Annotated in this window: 12 protein-coding genes and 1 pseudogene; 11 read left to right on the top strand and 2 right to left on the bottom strand. The window is 70.9% G+C overall.

The annotated features are described in order from the left end of the window. Nucleotides 1-135: 135 nt before the first annotated feature. Nucleotides 136-1,275: a sensor histidine kinase gene (locus ACZ51I_RS03935; RefSeq protein WP_468871305.1), complete on the top strand. Its 1,140-nt coding sequence runs from the start codon at nucleotides 136-138 to the stop codon at nucleotides 1,273-1,275. A gap of 1 nt (nucleotide 1,276) precedes the next feature. Here the strand turns inward: ACZ51I_RS03935 and ACZ51I_RS03930 are convergent, their stop codons facing one another. After that, nucleotides 1,277-2,299 carry a rod shape-determining protein gene (locus tag ACZ51I_RS03930; RefSeq protein ID WP_468871304.1) on the bottom strand — a complete coding sequence of 341 codons (1,023 nt, stop codon included), beginning with the start codon at nucleotides 2,297-2,299 and terminating at the stop codon, nucleotides 1,277-1,279. Between the two features lie 100 nt (nucleotides 2,300-2,399). Between ACZ51I_RS03930 and folC the strand changes: the two genes are divergently transcribed. The 10 genes and pseudogenes from folC to ACZ51I_RS03880 all read left to right on the top strand — a co-directional run bounded on the left by folC (nucleotide 2,400) and on the right by ACZ51I_RS03880 (nucleotide 14,704). Next, nucleotides 2,400-3,902, top strand: coding sequence for a bifunctional tetrahydrofolate synthase/dihydrofolate synthase (gene folC / locus ACZ51I_RS03925; protein WP_468871302.1), 1,503 nt, complete (start codon nucleotides 2,400-2,402; stop codon nucleotides 3,900-3,902). Between the two features lie 6 nt (nucleotides 3,903-3,908). Further along, nucleotides 3,909-4,265 (top strand): DUF4233 domain-containing protein, encoded by a 357-nt coding sequence (locus tag ACZ51I_RS03920; RefSeq protein WP_468871301.1) that lies wholly within the window; start codon nucleotides 3,909-3,911, stop codon nucleotides 4,263-4,265. A gap of 66 nt (nucleotides 4,266-4,331) precedes the next feature. Beyond that, nucleotides 4,332-4,745 carry a nucleoside-diphosphate kinase gene (gene ndk, locus ACZ51I_RS03915; RefSeq protein WP_468871300.1) on the top strand — a complete coding sequence of 138 codons (414 nt, stop codon included), beginning with the start codon at nucleotides 4,332-4,334 and terminating at the stop codon, nucleotides 4,743-4,745. Between the two features lie 224 nt (nucleotides 4,746-4,969). Next, complete coding sequence (locus ACZ51I_RS03910; RefSeq protein WP_468871299.1) at nucleotides 4,970-5,989, top strand: rod shape-determining protein; 1,020 nt, start codon at nucleotides 4,970-4,972, stop codon at nucleotides 5,987-5,989. Between the two features lie 62 nt (nucleotides 5,990-6,051). After that, nucleotides 6,052-7,056, top strand: a complete 1,005-nt coding sequence (gene mreC / locus ACZ51I_RS03905; RefSeq protein WP_468871298.1) for a rod shape-determining protein MreC — start codon at nucleotides 6,052-6,054, stop codon at nucleotides 7,054-7,056. Beyond that, nucleotides 7,053-7,721: a rod shape-determining protein MreD gene (gene mreD / locus ACZ51I_RS03900; protein WP_468871296.1), complete on the top strand. Its 669-nt coding sequence runs from the start codon at nucleotides 7,053-7,055 to the stop codon at nucleotides 7,719-7,721. The genes mreC and mreD overlap by 4 nt, the downstream gene beginning before the upstream one ends. A 19-nt stretch (nucleotides 7,722-7,740) precedes the next feature. Further along, complete coding sequence (gene mrdA / locus ACZ51I_RS03895) at nucleotides 7,741-9,960, top strand: penicillin-binding protein 2 (protein ID WP_468871295.1); 2,220 nt, start codon at nucleotides 7,741-7,743, stop codon at nucleotides 9,958-9,960. 11 nt (nucleotides 9,961-9,971) lie between these two features. Next, the gene (gene rodA, locus ACZ51I_RS03890; RefSeq protein WP_468871294.1) at nucleotides 9,972-11,171 is read left to right on the top strand and encodes a rod shape-determining protein RodA; all 1,200 of its coding nucleotides are present in this window, start codon (nucleotides 9,972-9,974) and stop codon (nucleotides 11,169-11,171) included. Nucleotides 11,172-11,209: 38 nt separating this feature from the next. Further along, nucleotides 11,210-12,723, top strand: a pseudogene (locus ACZ51I_RS03885) (CYTH and CHAD domain-containing protein). 52 nt (nucleotides 12,724-12,775) lie between these two features. Further along, entirely contained in the window at nucleotides 12,776-14,704 is a 1,929-nt protein-coding gene (locus ACZ51I_RS03880) for a TIGR03960 family B12-binding radical SAM protein (protein WP_468871293.1), read from the top strand. 64 nt (nucleotides 14,705-14,768) lie between these two features. Here the strand turns inward: ACZ51I_RS03880 and ACZ51I_RS03875 are convergent, their stop codons facing one another. After that, complete coding sequence (locus tag ACZ51I_RS03875; protein WP_468871292.1) at nucleotides 14,769-17,069, bottom strand: bifunctional glycosyltransferase/CDP-glycerol:glycerophosphate glycerophosphotransferase; 2,301 nt, start codon at nucleotides 17,067-17,069, stop codon at nucleotides 14,769-14,771. Between the last annotated feature and the right edge of the window lie 186 nt (nucleotides 17,070-17,255).

Genomic DNA, 17,255 nt, shown 5'->3' with positions numbered 1-17,255 from the left:
CCGTACGGAGGAAGGGGCCCGGAACCGTTCGCACGGTTCCGGGCCCCTTCGCCTTTGTCCGCTTGTGGGTGAGATCACGCGACTTGTGACCGAAGTCCAGGGGACCGGGACGAAAGACCCGGAATGATGGAGGGCATGCCCCGCCTCCCCGCCGTCCCCGCGCTCCGCCGCCGCGTGGACCGGTGGGCGGGCTCGCCCCGCGCCCTCGACGTCGTCGCCGCGCTCAGCGCCCTCGGCCTCATGGTCCTGGACGTGCCGGGCCTCGCACGCGCCGACAACTCCCTCACCGGGGTCACCGCCACCCTGGTCCTCGCGGGCGGCGCGGCCACACTCGTGCTCAGGCGGCGGCTGCCGTGGTTCCCGTACCTCGTCGCCCTCGGCATGATGGGCTGGCTGCACGAGCTGACCATGATTCAGTTCGCGCTGTACTCGATCGGCCGCTACCGGGGACGGCGCGCCGCGATCCTCGCGACCCTGCTGTACGTCGGCGTGGCGTACGGCCTCTTCCTCACGCCCGGCTGGCCCGCCCGGCACGGCGACACCCTCAGCGACTTCCTCAGCCTCGTCGTCCCGATCGGCGTCCTCGCGGCGGGCGTCGGCATCGCCGCGTACCGGCAGGACCTCGTCCGCGCCCTGGAGGTCCAGCGCCGCGAGGCCGCCGCCCGGCAGGCCGTGCAGGAGGAGCGGATCTCCGTCGGCCGGGACGTCCACGACCTGGTCGGCCGCGAGCTCACCGTCCTCGCGGTACGGGCCGAGGTCCTCGCCGTACGGGCCAGGGGCGAAGTCCACCAGAAGGACTTCGAGGAGCTCGCGGACACCGCCCGGCGCGCCCACCTCATGCTCAACGAGACGATCGTGCGCCGCGCCGACCGCGACGACGCCACCCCCGGCCTCGAAGGGCTCGCCGCCCTCGCGGGGGAGAGCGAACGGATGGGCAGCCCCGTCGAGCTGACGGTCGCCGAGGAGGCCAAGGCGCTGTCCCCGCTCCGGCAGGCCGCCGTCCACCGGGTCGTCCGGGAGTGCCTGACGAACGCCGCCAAACACGCGCCCGGCCTCCCGGTGACGGTCACGATCACCGTGGAGGGACCCGATCTGCGGATCGAGGTGCGCAACGCGCTGCCGAAGAGCCCGCCGGACCCGGCGCCCGTCTCCACCGGCACCGGCCTGTTCTCCATGGAGGAGCGGGTCACCAGCATGGGCGGCACGCTCGAGGCCCGGCGCGAGGGCGGCGCCTACCTCGTGACGGCGCTGCTCCCGACCGGCCTCCAGAGGTAGTTCAGCGGACCGTCTCGGCCTTCCCGAGGACCCGCTGGAGCCCGTCGAGGTCCTCCACGCACCGGCCCGAGCCCAGCACCACGCAGTTCAGCGGCTCGTCGGCGACGAAGACCGGGATGCCGGTCGCCGAGGCCATCCGCAGGTCCAGGCCCGGCAGCAGCGCACCGCCGCCCGTCAGGACGATGCCGTGCTCCATCACGTCGCCGGACAGCTCCGGCGGACACTCCTCCAGCGTCACCCGTACGGCCGCGATGATCGCCTCCACCGGCTCGTCGAGCGCGGCCCGCACCTCCGGCACCGTCAGCTCCACCGTCCGGGGCAGTCCGCTGACCCTCTCCCGGCCGCGGGCGCGGAACGTCCGCCGCTCGAACTCCTCCCCGCCCGGCACCGGCCAGGCCGAGCCGATCGCGACCTTCACGTCCTCGGCCGTCCGCTCGCCGATGAACAGCGAGTGCTGCTTGCGGACGTAGTCGGTGAGGGCGGAGTCGAGGCGGTCGCCGCCCACCCGCAGCGACTGGGCCGTGACGATCCCCCCGAGGGAGATCACCGCCACCTCGGTGGTGCCGCCGCCGATGTCCACGACCATCGAGCCGCGCGGCGAGGCGACGGGCAGGCCGGCGCCGATCGCCGCCGCCATCGGCTCCTCGATCAGGTGGACCGCCCGCGCCCCCGAGGAGAGGGCGGCGTGCACGATGGCCCGCCGCTCGACCTGCGTCACCCCGCTCGGCACGCACACCACCATCCGGGTGCGGGGCCGCCGGCGGCCCGGGACGGCCTTGCGCACGAAGTGCCGGATCATCTCCTCGGCCGCCTCGTAGTCGCTGATCACGCCGTCGCGCAGGGGCCGGATCGCGGTGATCGAGCCGGGCGTGCGGCCGATGGTCTCCTTCGCCTCCGTGCCGACCGCGAGTGCCTGCCGGGAGCCCTCCTGGACCGCCACCACGGACGGTTCGTCGAGCACGATGCCCTGGCCGCGGGCGTAGAGGAGCGTGTTGGCCGTGCCGAGGTCGATCCCAATGTCCATGATCGCCAAGTTTGCCGGGCCGGTCCGGCGGACGGTGGACCGAAAGTCCCGAAAGGGGTGGGTCCAAGGTCCTGTCGGTACCGCTCCGTAGACTGAGCCCGTGAGCGAGCCGAGCGACCAGCACGACGACCAGTTCGACGACATCGTCGACACCGAGACAGACCGAGACCCCGACCTCGCGGTGATCGAGGCCGGCAGCCGCACCCTGCGCACGCAGGGCGGCCCGCCCCCGGGCGACCCCGTGCCCGGCCGCCCCGAGGACCCCGAGCTCGACAAGGCGCTGCGCGAGGTCGAGACCGAGCTGTCCACCCGCTGGGGCGAGACCAAGCTGGAGCCCTCCGTCACCCGGATCGCGGCCCTGATGGACGTCCTCGGCGAGCCGCAGCGCGCGTACCCCTCGATCCACATCACCGGCACCAACGGAAAGACGTCGACGGCCCGCATGATCGAGGCCCTGCTCGGCGCCTTCGAGCTGCGCACCGGGCGCTACACCTCGCCGCACGTGCAGACCATCACCGAGCGGATCAGCCTGGACGGCGCCCCGATCTCCGCCGAGCGGTTCGTCGAGACGTACCAGGACATCAAGCCGTACGTGGAGATGGTCGACGCCCGCGAGGAGTACCGGCTCTCCTTCTTCGAGGTCCTCACCGGCATGGCGTACGCCGCCTTCGCCGACGCCCCGGTCGACGTGGCCGTCGTCGAGGTCGGCATGGGCGGCACCTGGGACGCGACGAACGTCATCGACGGCTCCGTCGCCGTCGTCACCCCCATCGACCTCGACCACACCGACCGGCTCGGCGGGACGACCGCCGAGATCGCGGCCGAGAAGTCCGGGATCATCAAGGCGGGCGCGACCGTGGTCCTGGCCCAGCAGCCGGTCGACGCGGCGCAGGTCCTGCTGAAGAAGGCCGTCGAGACGGACGCGACCGTGGCCCGCGAGGGCATGGAGTTCGGCGTCGCCTCCCGCGAGATCGCGGTCGGCGGCCAGCTCCTCACCCTGCGCGGCCTCGGCGGCGAGTACGACAACGTCTTCCTGCCCCTGCACGGCGCCTACCAGGCGCACAACGCCGCGGTGGCGCTCGCGGCGGTCGAGGCCTTCTTCGGGATCGGCGCCGAGCACGCCAGGACCCTGGACGTCGACACCGTCCGCCGGGCCTTCGCCCAGGTGGCCTCGCCGGGCCGCCTGGAGATCGTCCGCTCCTCGCCCACCGTCATCCTGGACGCCGCGCACAACCCGCACGGCGCGCGGGCGACGGCGGAGGGCGTCAGCGAGGCGTTCGGCTTCTCCCGACTCATCGGCGTGGTCTCCACGAGCGGGGACAAGGACGCCAAGGGGCTCCTGGAGGCCTTCGAGCCGATCTTCGCGGAGGTCGTGATCACGGCGAACTCCAACCCGCGGGCCACCGACGTGGACGCGCTCGCCGCGCTCGCGGTCGAGGTCTTCGGCGAGGACCGGGTCGTCGTCGAGCCGCGGCTGCCCGACGCCATCGAGGCGGCCATCACCCTCGCGGAGGAAGAGGCCGAGTACGGCGGCGCGGGTGTCCTCGTGACCGGTTCCATCTTCACGGTCGGCGACGCCCGACTGCTGCTGCGGAGGGGCTGAACCCGAATGCGTACGCTCTGTTCCTCGACGCTCATCGGCGAGTTCTTCGTGATCGGCTTCGCCGGGCTCGTCGCCATGAAGGACGACACCCTCGCGACCTCCACCGTCTGGTGGGTCTGCGGCGCGGGCATGGTCTTCTCGGTGCTGCTGTGCGGGATGATCACCCGGCCGGGCGGGGTGCAGCTCGGCTGGGCCCTGCAGATCGGGCTCATCCTCAGCGGCTTCGCGGTCCCCACCATGTTCTTCCTCGGCGCGGTCTTCGCCGGCCTGTGGTGGGCCTCGGTCCACTACGGACGGCGGATCGACGAGGTCAAGGCCCGCTGGGCCGCGGCGCAGGCCTCGGCAGGGCCTGACGCTGCGTAACCGAGGGGCGTGCGGGCCCTGTAGCCTCGGAGGTCCCGCACACCGCTTTTCCGAAGGAGTTCCCCCGTGAGCCAGCGATCGCTCGTCCTGCTCAAGCCCGACGCCGTCCGCCGTGGTCTGATCGGCGAGATCCTCGGACGCATCGAGCGCAAGGCCGGCTGGACCATCACGGCCCTGGAGCTGCGCGAGCTGGACCAGGACACGCTGGAGCAGCACTACGGCGAGCACAAGGGCAAGCCCTTCTACGAGCCGCTCATGGGCTTCATGCAGTCCGGCCCGGTCGTCGCGCTCGTCGTCGAGGGCGAGCGGGTCATCGAGGGCCTGCGCACGCTCGCCGGCCCGACCGACCCGATCGCCGCGGCGCCGGGGTCCATTCGGGGCGACTTCGGCACGATCGTCCGGGAGAACCTGATCCACGCCTCGGACTCCGAGGAGTCCGCCGCGCGCGAGCTCAAGATCTTCTTCCCGGGTCTCGCCTGAGCCGAACGCTGACTCGGCGTCAGCCGATTGCAGCCACCCTGTGGGGCGACCGAAGGAATTTCGGTCGCCCCCAGGCATATGAACGTCAAACCCGGGAACGGATCGCCGCGTCCTGCCGTCACCTGTACAGAGGTGGACCACCGCGCGCCATCCGCGCGGGCGGCACTACGATGGAAAACTCCACGCCGCACCATCCTCAGCCATGGGAAATCAAGGGGAACTCAATGTCGTTCATCGGCCGTGACATGGCTGTCGACCTCGGGACCGCCAACACGCTGGTGTACGTCAGGGGTCGAGGCATCGTTCTGAACGAGCCGTCCGTCGTCGCCATCAACACCAACACCGGAGGCATCCTCGCTGTCGGCGCAGAGGCGAAGAAGATGATCGGCCGGACCCCTGGCAACATCGTCGCCGTGCGCCCGCTCAAGGACGGTGTGATCGCCGACTTCGAGATCACCGAGCGGATGCTCCGCTACTTCATCCTCAAGATCCACAAGCGCCGCTACCTGGCCCGCCCCCGCGTCGTCGTCTGCGTCCCCTCCGGCATCACCGGGGTGGAGCGCCGCGCCGTGATCGAGGCGTCGACCCAGGCCGGCGCCCGCCAGGTGCACATCATCGAGGAGCCCATGGCGGCGGCCATCGGCTCGGGTCTCCCCGTCCACGAGGCCACCGGCAACATGGTCGTCGACATCGGCGGCGGCACCACCGAGGTCGCCGTCATCTCCCTCGGCGGAATCGTCACGGCACAGTCGATCCGGGTCGCCGGCGACGAGCTGGACAACGCGATCATCCAGCACATCAAGAAGGAGTACTCGCTCCTCCTCGGTGAGCGCACCGCCGAGCAGATCAAGATCACCATCGGCTCCGCGTACGACTTCGGCAAGGACGAGCACACCGAGATCCGCGGCCGCGACCTCGTCTCCGGTCTCCCCAAGACCGTGGTCATCTCCGCGGCCGAGGTCCGCAAGGCGATCGAGGAGCCGGTCAACGCGATCGTCGACGCCGTGAAGACCACCCTGGACAAGTGCCCGCCGGAGCTGTCCGGTGACGTCATGGACCGCGGCATCGTTCTCACGGGTGGCGGCGCCCTGCTCCGCGGACTCGACGAGCGCCTCCGCCGCGAGACCGGCATGCCGATCCACATCGCCGAGGACCCGCTGGACTCGGTGGCGCTCGGCTCCGGCAAGTGCGTGGAGGAGTTCGAGGCCCTCCAGCAGGTCCTGGACGCCCAGCCCCGCCGCTAGCCAAACCGTTTCACCCGTACAGCCGAACAACCGAACCACGAGGAAAGGCACGGCCGCCGCACGTGAGGGACACACGAGAGAGCCGGCTGCTCCTGGTGCTGCTGATCGCCATCGCGTTCGCACTGATCACGGTGGACATCCGCGGCGGTCAGGAGTCACCCGTCGACGGTGCCCGACAGGCCGCAGCGGCGGTCTTCGGGCCGGTCGAGAACGGTGTGGCGGCCGCCGTCGATCCCGTCGGCAACGCCATAGGCGCGGTACGGGACTCCGGCGAGCGGCACACCCGGATCGCCGCCCTGGAGAAGGAGAACGCCGAACTCAAGGCGAAGCTCGGCAGCGACGACCGCAACCGCAACCGGCTGCGCGAACTCGACGCCATGCTCAAGACGGCCGGCGCCGGTCAGTACGGCATCAAGGGCGCCCAGGTCATCGCCATAGGAGCGGCCCAGGGCTTCTCCTGGACCGTCACCATCGACGCAGGCGCCCGCGACGGCATCAAGCGGGACATGACCGTGCTGAACGGCGCCGGGCTCGTCGGCCGTGTCACCACGGTCGGCCCCTCCACCTCCACGGTCCTCCTCGCCAACGACCCCGACTTCACCGTCGGCACCCGCATGGAGAAGAGCGACGAACTCGGCTTCGCCACCGGCCAGGGCGACAGCCCCCTCCTCGTCCAGCTCCTCAACGGCAAGGCGAAGGTCAAGCCCGGCGACCGGCTCGTCACCTTCGGCTCCCGCGCCGACAAGCCCTTCGTGCCCGGCGTGCCGGTCGGCGAGATCGTCCGCGTCGACCCGGCGGGCGGCGGCCTGACCCGTAACGTCTACGTCCGCCCGTACGTCGGCTTCACCAAGCTCGACATCGTCGGCGTCGTCGTCCAGGCCCCCGGCTCCGACCCCCGCGACACGGTGCTGCCGCAGAAGCCCAAGCCCGCGCCGACCGTCACGGTCACGGTCACACCGCCACCACCGGACGGACAGAAGCCGGCTGACGGACAGAAACCGGCCGACGGACAGAAGCCGAACACCGACCAGCCGAACCAGCAGGACCAGGGGGGCGTGACACCGTGAAGTTCAACCGCATCCTCCTCTCCGCCGCCCTGATCGTGGTGGCCCTGGTCGTCCAGGTCTCCGTCCTCGCCCGCCTCCAGCTCCCCGGCGCCGTCCCCGACCTCGTCCTCCTGACCGTCGTCGGACTCGCCCTCGTGTACGGACCCGTCAGCGGCTGCCTCGTCGGCTTCAGCGCCGGCCTCCTCGCCGACCTCGCCCCGCCCGCCGACCACGCCGCCGGCCGCTACGCCCTCGTGCTCTGCGTCATCGGCTACCTCGTCGGCCTCGCCCGGCCGGACAACGGTCGGCTGACCTCCGCGACCGGCCCCATGGCCGTCGTCGTCGCCGCGGCCGTCGGCTCCACGCTCCTGTACGCGGGCGTGGGCGCCCTCGTCGGCGACACCGCCGCCCGCCATGTCGGCCTCGGTTTCCTGCTGTTCACCGCGGCCGTGTACGACCTGCTCCTCGCGCCCTTCACGGTGCCGCTCATCATGGCCCTCGCCCGCCGCGCCGACAACGACCCGCTCGCCGACGCCGGCGGCGGCAACGGCACCGACGTCGCCTCCGGCTGGCTCTCCTCCGGCACCGGCCTCAGGATCGGCAGCCAGCGCGGCGGCCTGCGCGTGAAGGCCGCACGGAGCCGCGCTTCACGCGCCGGACGCATCAAGGGAGTCAAGCGACTGTGACCGAGGGGGCACCGGCAGCATGAGCAACATCCCCGAGACAGGACGGACCCCCCGGGTCCAGATCCGGCTCGTCGTCATCCAGATCCTCGTCTTCTCCCTGCTCCTCACCCTGGGGGGCCGGCTCTGGTACCTCCAGATCCGCAACGGCAAGGAGTACACGGACGAGGCGAAGAACAACCACGTCCAGCAGGTCGTCCAGCCGGCCGTCCGCGGCTCCCTCCTCGACGCCCGCGGCGTCCCGCTCGCCGACAACGAGACCCGGCTCGTGGTCTCAGCGTCCCGCACCGAGCTGATGAAGATGAAGGACGACGGCAAGGCCGTCCTCGGCCGGCTCGCCGACGTCCTCGACATGAAGCCCCAGGACGTCATCAACAAGATCCGGCTCTGCGACTCCAAGACGCCCAAGCCCTGCTGGAACGGCTCGCCCTACCAGCCCATCCCCGTCACCGACGAGGCCACCACCCAGCAGGCCCTCCAGATCCGCGAGCGCGCCGAGGACTTCCCCGGCATCACCGCCGAACCCACCGCCGTCCGCCGGTACCCGGCCCCCGGCAAGGCCCGCACCTCCCAGGTCCTCGGCTACCTCTCGCCCGTCACCGACGCGGAGATCGAGAAGGCCAAGGACACCGACTCGCCGTACCTGCGCTCCGACATGGTGGGCCGCTCCGGCCTCGAGCGCACCTACGACAAGCAGCTGCGCGGCAAGGCCGGCGTCACCCGCTACGAGGTCGACAACCTCGGCCGCGTCATCGGCCAGGCCAAGAACGACCCCGCCGTGCCCGGCGCCAACGTCGTCACCTCCATCGACGCCCGCGTACAGGCGGTCGCCGAGTGGGAGCTGCACAACGCGATGGTGGAGGCCCGCAAGACCTTCGACAAGAACACCAACGAGAACTACAAGGCCGACGCCGGCGCCGTCGTCGTCATGGAGGCCAAGACCGGCCGGATCGTCGCCATGGCCTCGCAGCCCGACTACGACCCCAACGCCTGGGTCGGCGGCATCTCCGCCAAGGACTACGCGGCCCTCACCGGCAAGGGCTCCAACTTCCCGCTGCTCAACCGGGCCATCCAGGGCCAGGCGGCGCCCGGCTCCATCTTCAAGGTCATCTCGACCACCGCGGCCGTCAACGCCGGCTACGACTTCGACGGCCGCTACCCGTGCACCAGCTCGTATTCCATCGGCAACCAGGTCTTCAAGAACTTCGAGTCGCAGAACCACGGACCCATCAGTCTCGGCCGCGCCCTCGAAGTCTCTTGCGACACCGTCTTCTACGCCCTGTCCCACCAGCAGTGGATCAAGGACGGCGGCATGAAGCCGAAGAAGAACCCGGGTGACTGGTTCTACAAGACGGCCCATCAGTTCGGCCTCGGCGCCGAGACCGGCATCGACCTGCCCAACGAGGTCACCGGCCGCGTCCCCGACCGCCAGTGGAAGCAGAAGTTCTGGGAGGCCAACAAGGAGTGGTGGTGCAAGTACGGCAAGAAGGGCGGCACCTACGTCCAGCAGCTGTCGTACGAGAACTGCCTCGAAGGCAACCTGATGCGAGCCGGTGACTCCGTCAACTACTCCATCGGGCAGGGCGACACCCTCGTCACCCCCATCCAGATGGCCACCATCTACGCCGCGATCTCCAACGGCGGCACCCTGTGGAACCCCGGCGTCGGCAAGGCCGTCATCAGCGCCGACGGCAAGAAGGTCACCGAGATCAAGCCGAAGTCCCACGGCCGGCTGCCGTTCAACGCGGAGACCCGCGACTTGATAGACGAAGCCCTCGCGGGAGTCGCCACCCGCGGTACCGCCGCCTGGCGATTCGGCGGCTGGCCGCAGGACAAGATCCCGATGCACGCCAAGACGGGTACCGCCGAGGTCTACGGCAAGCAGACGACCTCCTGGTTCGCCACGTACACCAAGGACTACGCGATCGTCATGACGATCTCCCAGGGTGGTACCGGCTCCGGCGCCTCCGGCCCCGCCGTGCGCAACATCTACGACGCGCTCTACGGACTCGACGACGCCGGCAACCAGGACCTCAAGCGGGCCCTGCTGCCGCAGCCCCAGAAGGCCCTGCCGAGGATCCAGCCCGACGGCTCCATCGACGCGCCGAAGATCAAGCCGTACGACCCCGAGGCACAGAAGGTCGACCCGAACGCGCCTCCGAAGACCCCGGACGGCACGAAAAAGCCGGACGACGACGACCAGGCACTCGCGGGCCCGCCCGCCGGCCGCAACCGAGACTGAGGAGGCGCCCCATGACCGCACCCCACGGCTTCTCCGTCTCCCGGTACGCACCCGAGCGCGGCACCCTGGCCAAGCTGGCCGCCCGCGACTCGGTGCTCCGCCGGCTCGACTGGCCCATACTGCTCTCGTCGCTCGCCCTCTCCGGCATCGGCTCGCTGCTGGTGTGGTCCGCCACCCGCGGCCGCACCGAGCTCAACCAGGGCGACCCGTACTACTTCCTCCTCCGGCACCTGCTCAACACCGGCATCGGCCTCGCCCTGATGGTCGGCACGATCTGGCTCGGCCACCGCACCCTGCGCGGCGCGGTGCCGATCCTCTACGGCCTCTCGATCCTTCTGATCCTCGCCGTCCTCACCCCGCTCGGCGCCACCATCAACGGCGCCCACGCGTGGATCGTCATCGGCGGCGGCTTCTCCCTCCAGCCCAGCGAGTTCGTGAAGATCACGATCATCCTGGTCATGGCGATGCTCCTCGCCGCCAAGGTCGACGCCGGCGACCAGCTCCACCCCGACCACCGCACCGTCGCCAAGGCCCTCGCCCTGGCCGCCCTCCCCATGGGCATCGTCATGCTGATGCCCGACCTCGGCTCGGTCATGGTCATGGCCGTCATCGTGCTCGGCGTCCTGCTCGCCTCCGGCGCCTCCAACCGCTGGGTCCTCGGCCTCATCGGCGCGGGCGTCCTCGGCGCGGTCCTCGTCACCGCCCTCGGCATGCTCGACGAGTACCAGATCAACCGCTTCGCCGCCTTCGCCAACCCCGACCTCGACCCCGCCGGCGTCGGCTACAACACCAACCAGGCCCGCATCGCCATCGGCTCCGGCGGCCTCCTCGGCGCGGGACTCTTCAAGGGCTCGCAGACGACCGGCCAGTTCGTCCCCGAACAGCAGACCGACTTCGTCTTCACGGTCGCCGGCGAGGAACTCGGCTTCGTCGGCGCTGGCCTGATCCTGGTCCTCCTCGGCGTCATCCTCTGGCGCTCCTGCCGGATCGCCCGCGAGACCACCGAGCTCTACGGCACGATCGTCACGGCCGGAATCATCGCCTGGTTCGCCTTCCAGTCCTTCGAGAACATCGGCATGACCCTCGGCATCATGCCCGTCGCCGGCCTGCCCCTGCCCTTCGTCTCGTACGGAGGCTCGTCCATGTTCGCCGTCTGGGTGGCGATCGGACTCCTCCAGTCGATCCGCGTACAGCGCCCGATGACGGCCTGAGCACGGTTAGGCGCGCCATGCGCGGTTAGATTCCGGGTATGGCCGAGACGAAACGCGAGATCGAGCGGAAGTACGAAGCCGACGGCGAGACCTTGGTACCGGACCTCACACGGATCCCGGGGGTCTCGGAGGTCGCGGACCGGGGCGTCATGGAACTCGACGCCGTCTACTACGACACACCCGACCTGCGCCTCGCGGCCGACTCCCTCACCCTGCGCCGCCGCACCGGAGGCGACGACGCCGGCTGGCACCTGAAGTTCCCCGTCGCCGAGGGCGTCCGCGACGAGATCAGAGCTTCGCTCTCGGACACGCTCCCGCGGTCCCTGGCGGGGCTCCTGCGCTCCCGCGTCCGCGACGGCGAGGTCGTCCCCGCCGTCCGCCTCCGCTCCGCACGTGACGTCCGCCACCTCCTCGACGCCGACGGCACCCTCCTCGCCGAACTCTCCGTCGACACCGTCCACGCCGAACGGCTGCCCGGGGGAGCGGAGGCCGCCTGGACCGAGATCGAGGTCGAACTCGCCGACGACGCCGACCCCCGCGTCCTCGACCGGATAGAGAAGCGCCTCACGAAGGCGGGCATCCGCCCCTCGGACGCCCCGTCGAAACTCGCCCGGGCCCTGGCGGAGACCGGGGCGGAGCCCCCGGTTGTGGCCACCCCCGGCGAACCCGGCACCGCCGGAGCCGCCGTCCTCGCCTATGTACGCCGGCAGATCGAGGCGATCGTCACGCTCGACCCCGCCGTACGGCGCGACCTGCCCGACTCCGTGCACCGGATGCGCGTCGCCTGCCGGCGGCTCCGCAGCGCCTTCAAGACGTACCGCGCCGTCCTCGACCGGGACGTCACCGACCCCCTCGGCCGGGAGCTGAAGTGGCTCGCGGGAGAGCTGGGCGTGGCCCGCGACCTGGAGGTCCTCGACGAACGGCTGCGCGCGCACGTCGCCGACCTGCCCGTGACCCTCGTCCTCGGCCCGGTCAAGGCCCGGCTGCGCCGCCGGGACGCAGCCCGTGGCACGAGCGCCCGGCACCAGGTACTCGCCGCGCTCGACTCCGACCGTCACCTCTCCCTCCTGGACGGCCTCGACGCCCTCCTCGCCGACCCGCCCTTCCGCAAGCCCGCCGGACGCGGCGCGGGCAAGGTGCTCGCCCGTGCCGTCCGCAAGGACCACGAGCGGCTCGCCACCCGCGTCGAGCACGCCCTCTCCCTCGCCCCCGGCCACGACCGCGACCTCGCCCTCCACGAGGCCCGCAAGGCCGCCAAACGCGCCCGGTACGCGGCCGACGCCGCCCGTCCGACCCTCGGGAAGCCCGCCAAGCGGCTGGCGAAGCGGGTGAAGGCCGTCCAGTCCCTCCTCGGTGAACACCAGGACGCCGTCGTCGCCCGCGCGGCCCTCCGGGAGATCGGGATCCAGGCCCACGGCTCCGGCGAATCGGCCTTCACCTGGGGACTTCTCTACGGACGCGAGGAGGCCGCGGCCGAGCGGTCCGAGCGGGAGCTGCCCGCGGCCTGGGCGAGGGCCCGGCCCCGGGACTCCGCGCGGCTCTGACCCGCTGAGCACCGGGGTACGCTTGAGAGTCGCCCCCCTGCCAGCTCACGAAGGTTCGAGATGTCTGCTGCCGAGTCTGTCTTCCCGCAGCTCGAAGCTCTGCTCCCGCACGTGCAGAAGCCGATTCAGTACGTCGGTGGAGAGCTGAACTCCACGGTCAAGCCGTGGGAGTCCGCCGACGTCCGGTGGGCGCTGATGTACCCGGACGCGTACGAGGTCGGTCTGCCCAACCAGGGCGTCATGATCCTCTACGAGGTGCTGAACGAGCGCGAGGGCGTCCTCGCCGAGCGCACCTACAGCGTGTGGCCGGACCTCGAGGAGCTGATGCGCGAGCACAAGGTGCCCCAGTTCACGGTCGACAGCCACCGCCCCGTCGGCGCGTTCGACGTGTTCGGCCTGAGCTTCTCCACCGAGCTCGGCTACACCAACATGCTCACCGCCCTCGACCTGGCGGGCATCCCGCTGGAGTCGAAGGACCGGACGGTCGACCACCCGATCGTGCTCGCCGGCGGCCACGCAGCGTTCAACCCCGAGCCGATCGCGGACTTCATCGACGCGGCGATCATCGGCGACGGCGAGCAGGCCGTCCTCGACATGACCGAGATCATCCGCGCGTGGAAGGCCGAGGGCAGGCCGGGCGGCCGCGAGGAGGTCCTCTTCCGCCTCGCCAAGACCGGCGCGGTCTACATCCCGCGCTTCTACGACGTCGAGTACCTCCCGGACGGCCGCATCGGCCGCGTCGTCCCCAACCGCTCCGGCGTCCCGTGGCGCGTGTCCAAGCACACCGTCATGGACCTCGACGAGTGGCCCTACCCCAAGCAGCCGCTCGTCCCGCTCGCGGAGACCGTCCACGAGCGCATGTCCGTCGAGATCTTCCGCGGCTGCACCCGCGGCTGCCGCTTCTGCCAGGCCGGCATGATCACGCGCCCCGTGCGGGAGCGAAGCATCACCGGCATCGGCGAGATGGTCGAGAAGGGCCTCAAGGCGACGGGCTTCGAGGAGGTCGGCCTCCTCTCCCTCTCCTCCGCGGACCACAGCGAGATCGGCGACATCGCGAAGGGCCTGGCGGACCGCTACACCGACGACAAGGTCGGCCTCTCCCTCCCCTCGACCCGCGTCGACGCCTTCAACGTCGACCTGGCGAACGAGCTCACGAGGAACGGCCGCCGCTCCGGCCTCACCTTCGCCCCCGAGGGCGGCTCCGAGCGCATGCGCAAGGTCATCAACAAGATGGTCTCGGAGGAGGACCTCATCCGGACCGTCTCCACCGCGTACGGCAACGGCTGGCGCCAGGTGAAGCTGTACTTCATGTGCGGCCTGCCGACGGAGACCGACGAGGACGTCCTCCAGATCGCCGACATGGCGATGAACGTGATCGCCGAGGGCCGCAAGGTCTCCGGCCAGAACGACATCCGCTGCACCGTCTCCATCGGCGGTTTCGTCCCCAAGCCGCACACCCCCTTCCAGTGGGCCCCGCAGCTCTCGGCCGAGGAGACGGACGAGCGCCTGCGCAAGCTCCGCGACAAGATCCGCGGCGACAAGAAGTACGGCCGCTCGATCGGCTTCCGCTACCACGACGGCAAGCCCGGCATCGTCGAGGGCCTCCTCTCCCGCGGCGACCGCCGCCTCGGCGCGGTCATCCGCGCGGTGTACGAGGACGGCGGCCGCTTCGACGGCTGGCGCGAGCACTTCTCGTACGACCGCTGGATGGCCTGCGCCGAGAAGACCCTCCCCGACTTCGGCGTGGACGTCGCCTGGTACACCACCCGCGAGCGCACCTACGAGGAGGTCCTGCCCTGGGACCACCTGGACTCGGGCCTCGACAAGGACTGGCTCTGGGAGGACTGGCAGGACGCCCTCGACGAGACCGAGGTCGAGGACTGCCGCTGGACCCCGTGCTTCGACTGCGGCGTCTGCCCGCAGATGGACACGCACATCCAGATCGGCCCCACCGGCAAGAAGCTGCTGCCGCTGACGGTCGTGAAGTAGCGCACGCGCGTACGAAGAGGCGCCCCGGACCACATGGTCCGGGGCGCCTCTCGGTGTGTCGGGCTCAGTGGTCCGAGCGGGCCTCGGCCAGGTCGTCGCGGGGGAGGAGCGGGGCGCCCTCGGCGACCTCGGGGGTGGGGGCCGTGGTGCGCTCCTGGACGGGGACGACCGGGGGGCGGAGGCGGTCCTCGCCGAGGAAGACGCGGCGGACGACCCGCTCGGCCGCGAAGCCGTCGTCCCAGGCGCAGAACCGCTCGCGGAAGGCCTGGCGCAGGGAGGCGGCCCGCTCGCCCTGCCAGGCGCCGCTGCGGAAGGCGTCGATCAGCTGGTCCTCGGTGGTCGCGATGACGCCGGGGGTGTCGCCGGGCTCGCCGGAGAGCAGGTCGAAGGTCACACCGCGGCAGGTGCGGTACATCTCCCAGTCGTCCGCGTACGTCACGATCGGCCGGTCGAGGTTGGCGTAGTCGAACATGATCGAGGAGTAGTCCGTGATCAGGGCGTCCGCCGCCAGGCAGAGCTCCTCGACCGAGGGGTGGCGGGACACGTCGACGAGCGCGCCCCGCTCGGCGAGGATCTCCAGCTCCGGGTCGCCGCCGTAGAAGTAGTGGGCGCGGACCAGGAGGACGTAGTCGGGGCCGAGCTCGCGGGCGAAGCGGGCGAGGTCGAGGCGGGAGACGAAGGCGTCCTTCTGGTGGTCGCGCACGGTGGGGGCGTACAGGAGCGCCTTCTTGCCGGGGGCGATGCCGAGCTCGCCGCGGATCCGGCGCACGTCCGCGGCGGTGGCGCGGTAGTAGACGTCGTTGCGGGGATAGCCGGTGTTCAGGGACTGGAAGGCGGCCGGGTAGACCCGCTCCCACTGCTCGGTGGAGTGCTGGTTCGACGAGACGCTGTAGTCCCAGCGGTCGACGCGCTCCAGGAGCTTGTCGAAGTCCATGCTGCGGGCGACGGCCGGGTAGTGCTGCTGGTCGAGGCCCATCCGCTTGAGCGGGGTGCCGTGGTGGGTCTGCAGGTGGATCTGGCCGGGGCGCTTGATCACGGCGTCGGGGAAGTTGACGTTGTTGACCAGGTACTTGGCCCGGGCCATCGCCTTCCAGTAGCCGAACGTGGCCGGGGCGATCCGGGTGAGGCCGGACGGGAGGTCGCGGGCGTACGCCTGGTTCACGACCCAGACGCCGCGGATGCCGGGCGCGAGCTTCTTGGCGGCCTCGTGCACGGCGAGCGGGTTGCAGCCGGGGGTGCGGCCCCAGTACGCCGAGTACACGGCGAGGTTCTCGTCGACGGGGAGCCGGCGCTGCACGGCGTAGTAGGCGCGCAGGGCCTTGCGGCCGCCCCAGCGCTTGGACTTCCCGAGGGCGCCGAAGGCCGTCTCGCGGGTGCCGTTGACCGTCTTGAGGGCCTCGAAGGCGGTGTACGAGCCGGTCCGCAGGACCTTGAACTTCAGGCCGATCATGCCGGGCGGCGGGGTGAAGCCCGCGGGCTCGTTGCGGCGGTAGACCTGGCCGGCCCGCTTCAGGTAGGCGCGACGGTGGCTGCGGGGTATTCGGAAGCCCCGGGCGAAGGTGTACAGGAAGTGGGAGACCATCCGCTCGAAGACGATCTTGCGGTACTCGTCGAGGCCGGGGCGGCCTTCGAGGTAGTCGAAGACCCGCTGGTACTGGTCGAAGATCACGAAGTGCTTGCGCGGGGAGCTGCTGCGCATCGAGCTGCCCTGGCGGCGCTGGCGGTACTCGACGACCACGTACTCCAGGCCGGCGACGCGCTGGGCGGCGGCCATGGTCGTGTAGACCATGAGCGCGTCCTCGTACAGGCCGTCGGTGAAGGCGTAGCCCTCGCCGGTGAAGAAGTCCCGGCGGTAGACGCGGTTCCAGACGACGGCGAAGATCCGGAGCAGTTCGAGGTGGTCGACGGGGCGGACCACCTGGTCGCGGATGGCGGCCAGGTAGGGGCCGGTCTTGCTGGTCTCGACGCTGCCGTCCACGTGGGTGCGGACGTGGTCGAAGATCAGGATCTCGGGGTCCCGGGCCGTGGCGAGCCGGTCGGCCATGGCCTGGAGGGAGCCGGGGCGGATCGAGTCGTCGCCGTCGAGGAAGAGCAGGTAGTCGCCGCGGGCGTGCTCGACGCCGGTGTTGCGGGCGGCGCCGATGCCGCCGTTCTCGGCGCGGTGGACGGCGCGGACCCGCGGGTCGCGGGCGGCGAACTCGTCGATGATGGCACCGCTGCTGTCGAGGGAGCAGTCGTCGACCGCGATGACCTCGAAGTCCCGGTAACTCTGCGAGGTCACCGATTCGAGGCACTCGCGGATGTAGCCCTCGACCCCGTACACAGGGATGATCACGCTGAATCGGGGGTTAGCTGCAGCCGGCATGCCGTGTTTCTCCTCAGTCGAACCGCTCGAACGCAGTATGACAGGAGGCCCAACGGCGATCGAACGCCAGTGGCGCGGATCGTCTATCCTGGAGAGCTGCGGTGGCCGGGGGCCACCGCAGAGTCATGTAGCCAGGTCCCCGTGCTCCGGAGCCGGGGCGGATGAGCCGACAGCTAAGCTGCGGAC

Source organism: Streptomyces sp. NPDC034084, from assembly GCF_055575535.1.
The sequence above is the reverse complement of the archived record's forward strand: the minus strand, read 5'-3'. Positions and strand labels throughout refer to the sequence as shown.

Bases quoted from the DNA above. Each gene is read 5' to 3' on its own strand.
- ACZ51I_RS03935 (WP_468871305.1), top strand. From the start codon at position 136: ATGCCCCGCCTCCCCGCCGTCCCCGCGCTCCGCCGCCGCGTGGACCGG.
- ACZ51I_RS03930 (WP_468871304.1), bottom strand. From the start codon at position 2,299: ATGGACATTGGGATCGACCTCGGCACGGCCAACACGCTCCTCTACGCC.
- ACZ51I_RS03920 (WP_468871301.1), top strand. From the start codon at position 3,909: ATGCGTACGCTCTGTTCCTCGACGCTCATCGGCGAGTTCTTCGTGATC.
- ACZ51I_RS03910 (WP_468871299.1), top strand. From the start codon at position 4,970: ATGTCGTTCATCGGCCGTGACATGGCTGTCGACCTCGGGACCGCCAAC.
- mrdA (WP_468871295.1), top strand. From the start codon at position 7,741: ATGAGCAACATCCCCGAGACAGGACGGACCCCCCGGGTCCAGATCCGG.
- rodA (WP_468871294.1), top strand. From the start codon at position 9,972: ATGACCGCACCCCACGGCTTCTCCGTCTCCCGGTACGCACCCGAGCGC.
- ACZ51I_RS03880 (WP_468871293.1), top strand. From the start codon at position 12,776: ATGTCTGCTGCCGAGTCTGTCTTCCCGCAGCTCGAAGCTCTGCTCCCG.
- ACZ51I_RS03875 (WP_468871292.1), bottom strand. From the start codon at position 17,069: ATGCCGGCTGCAGCTAACCCCCGATTCAGCGTGATCATCCCTGTGTAC.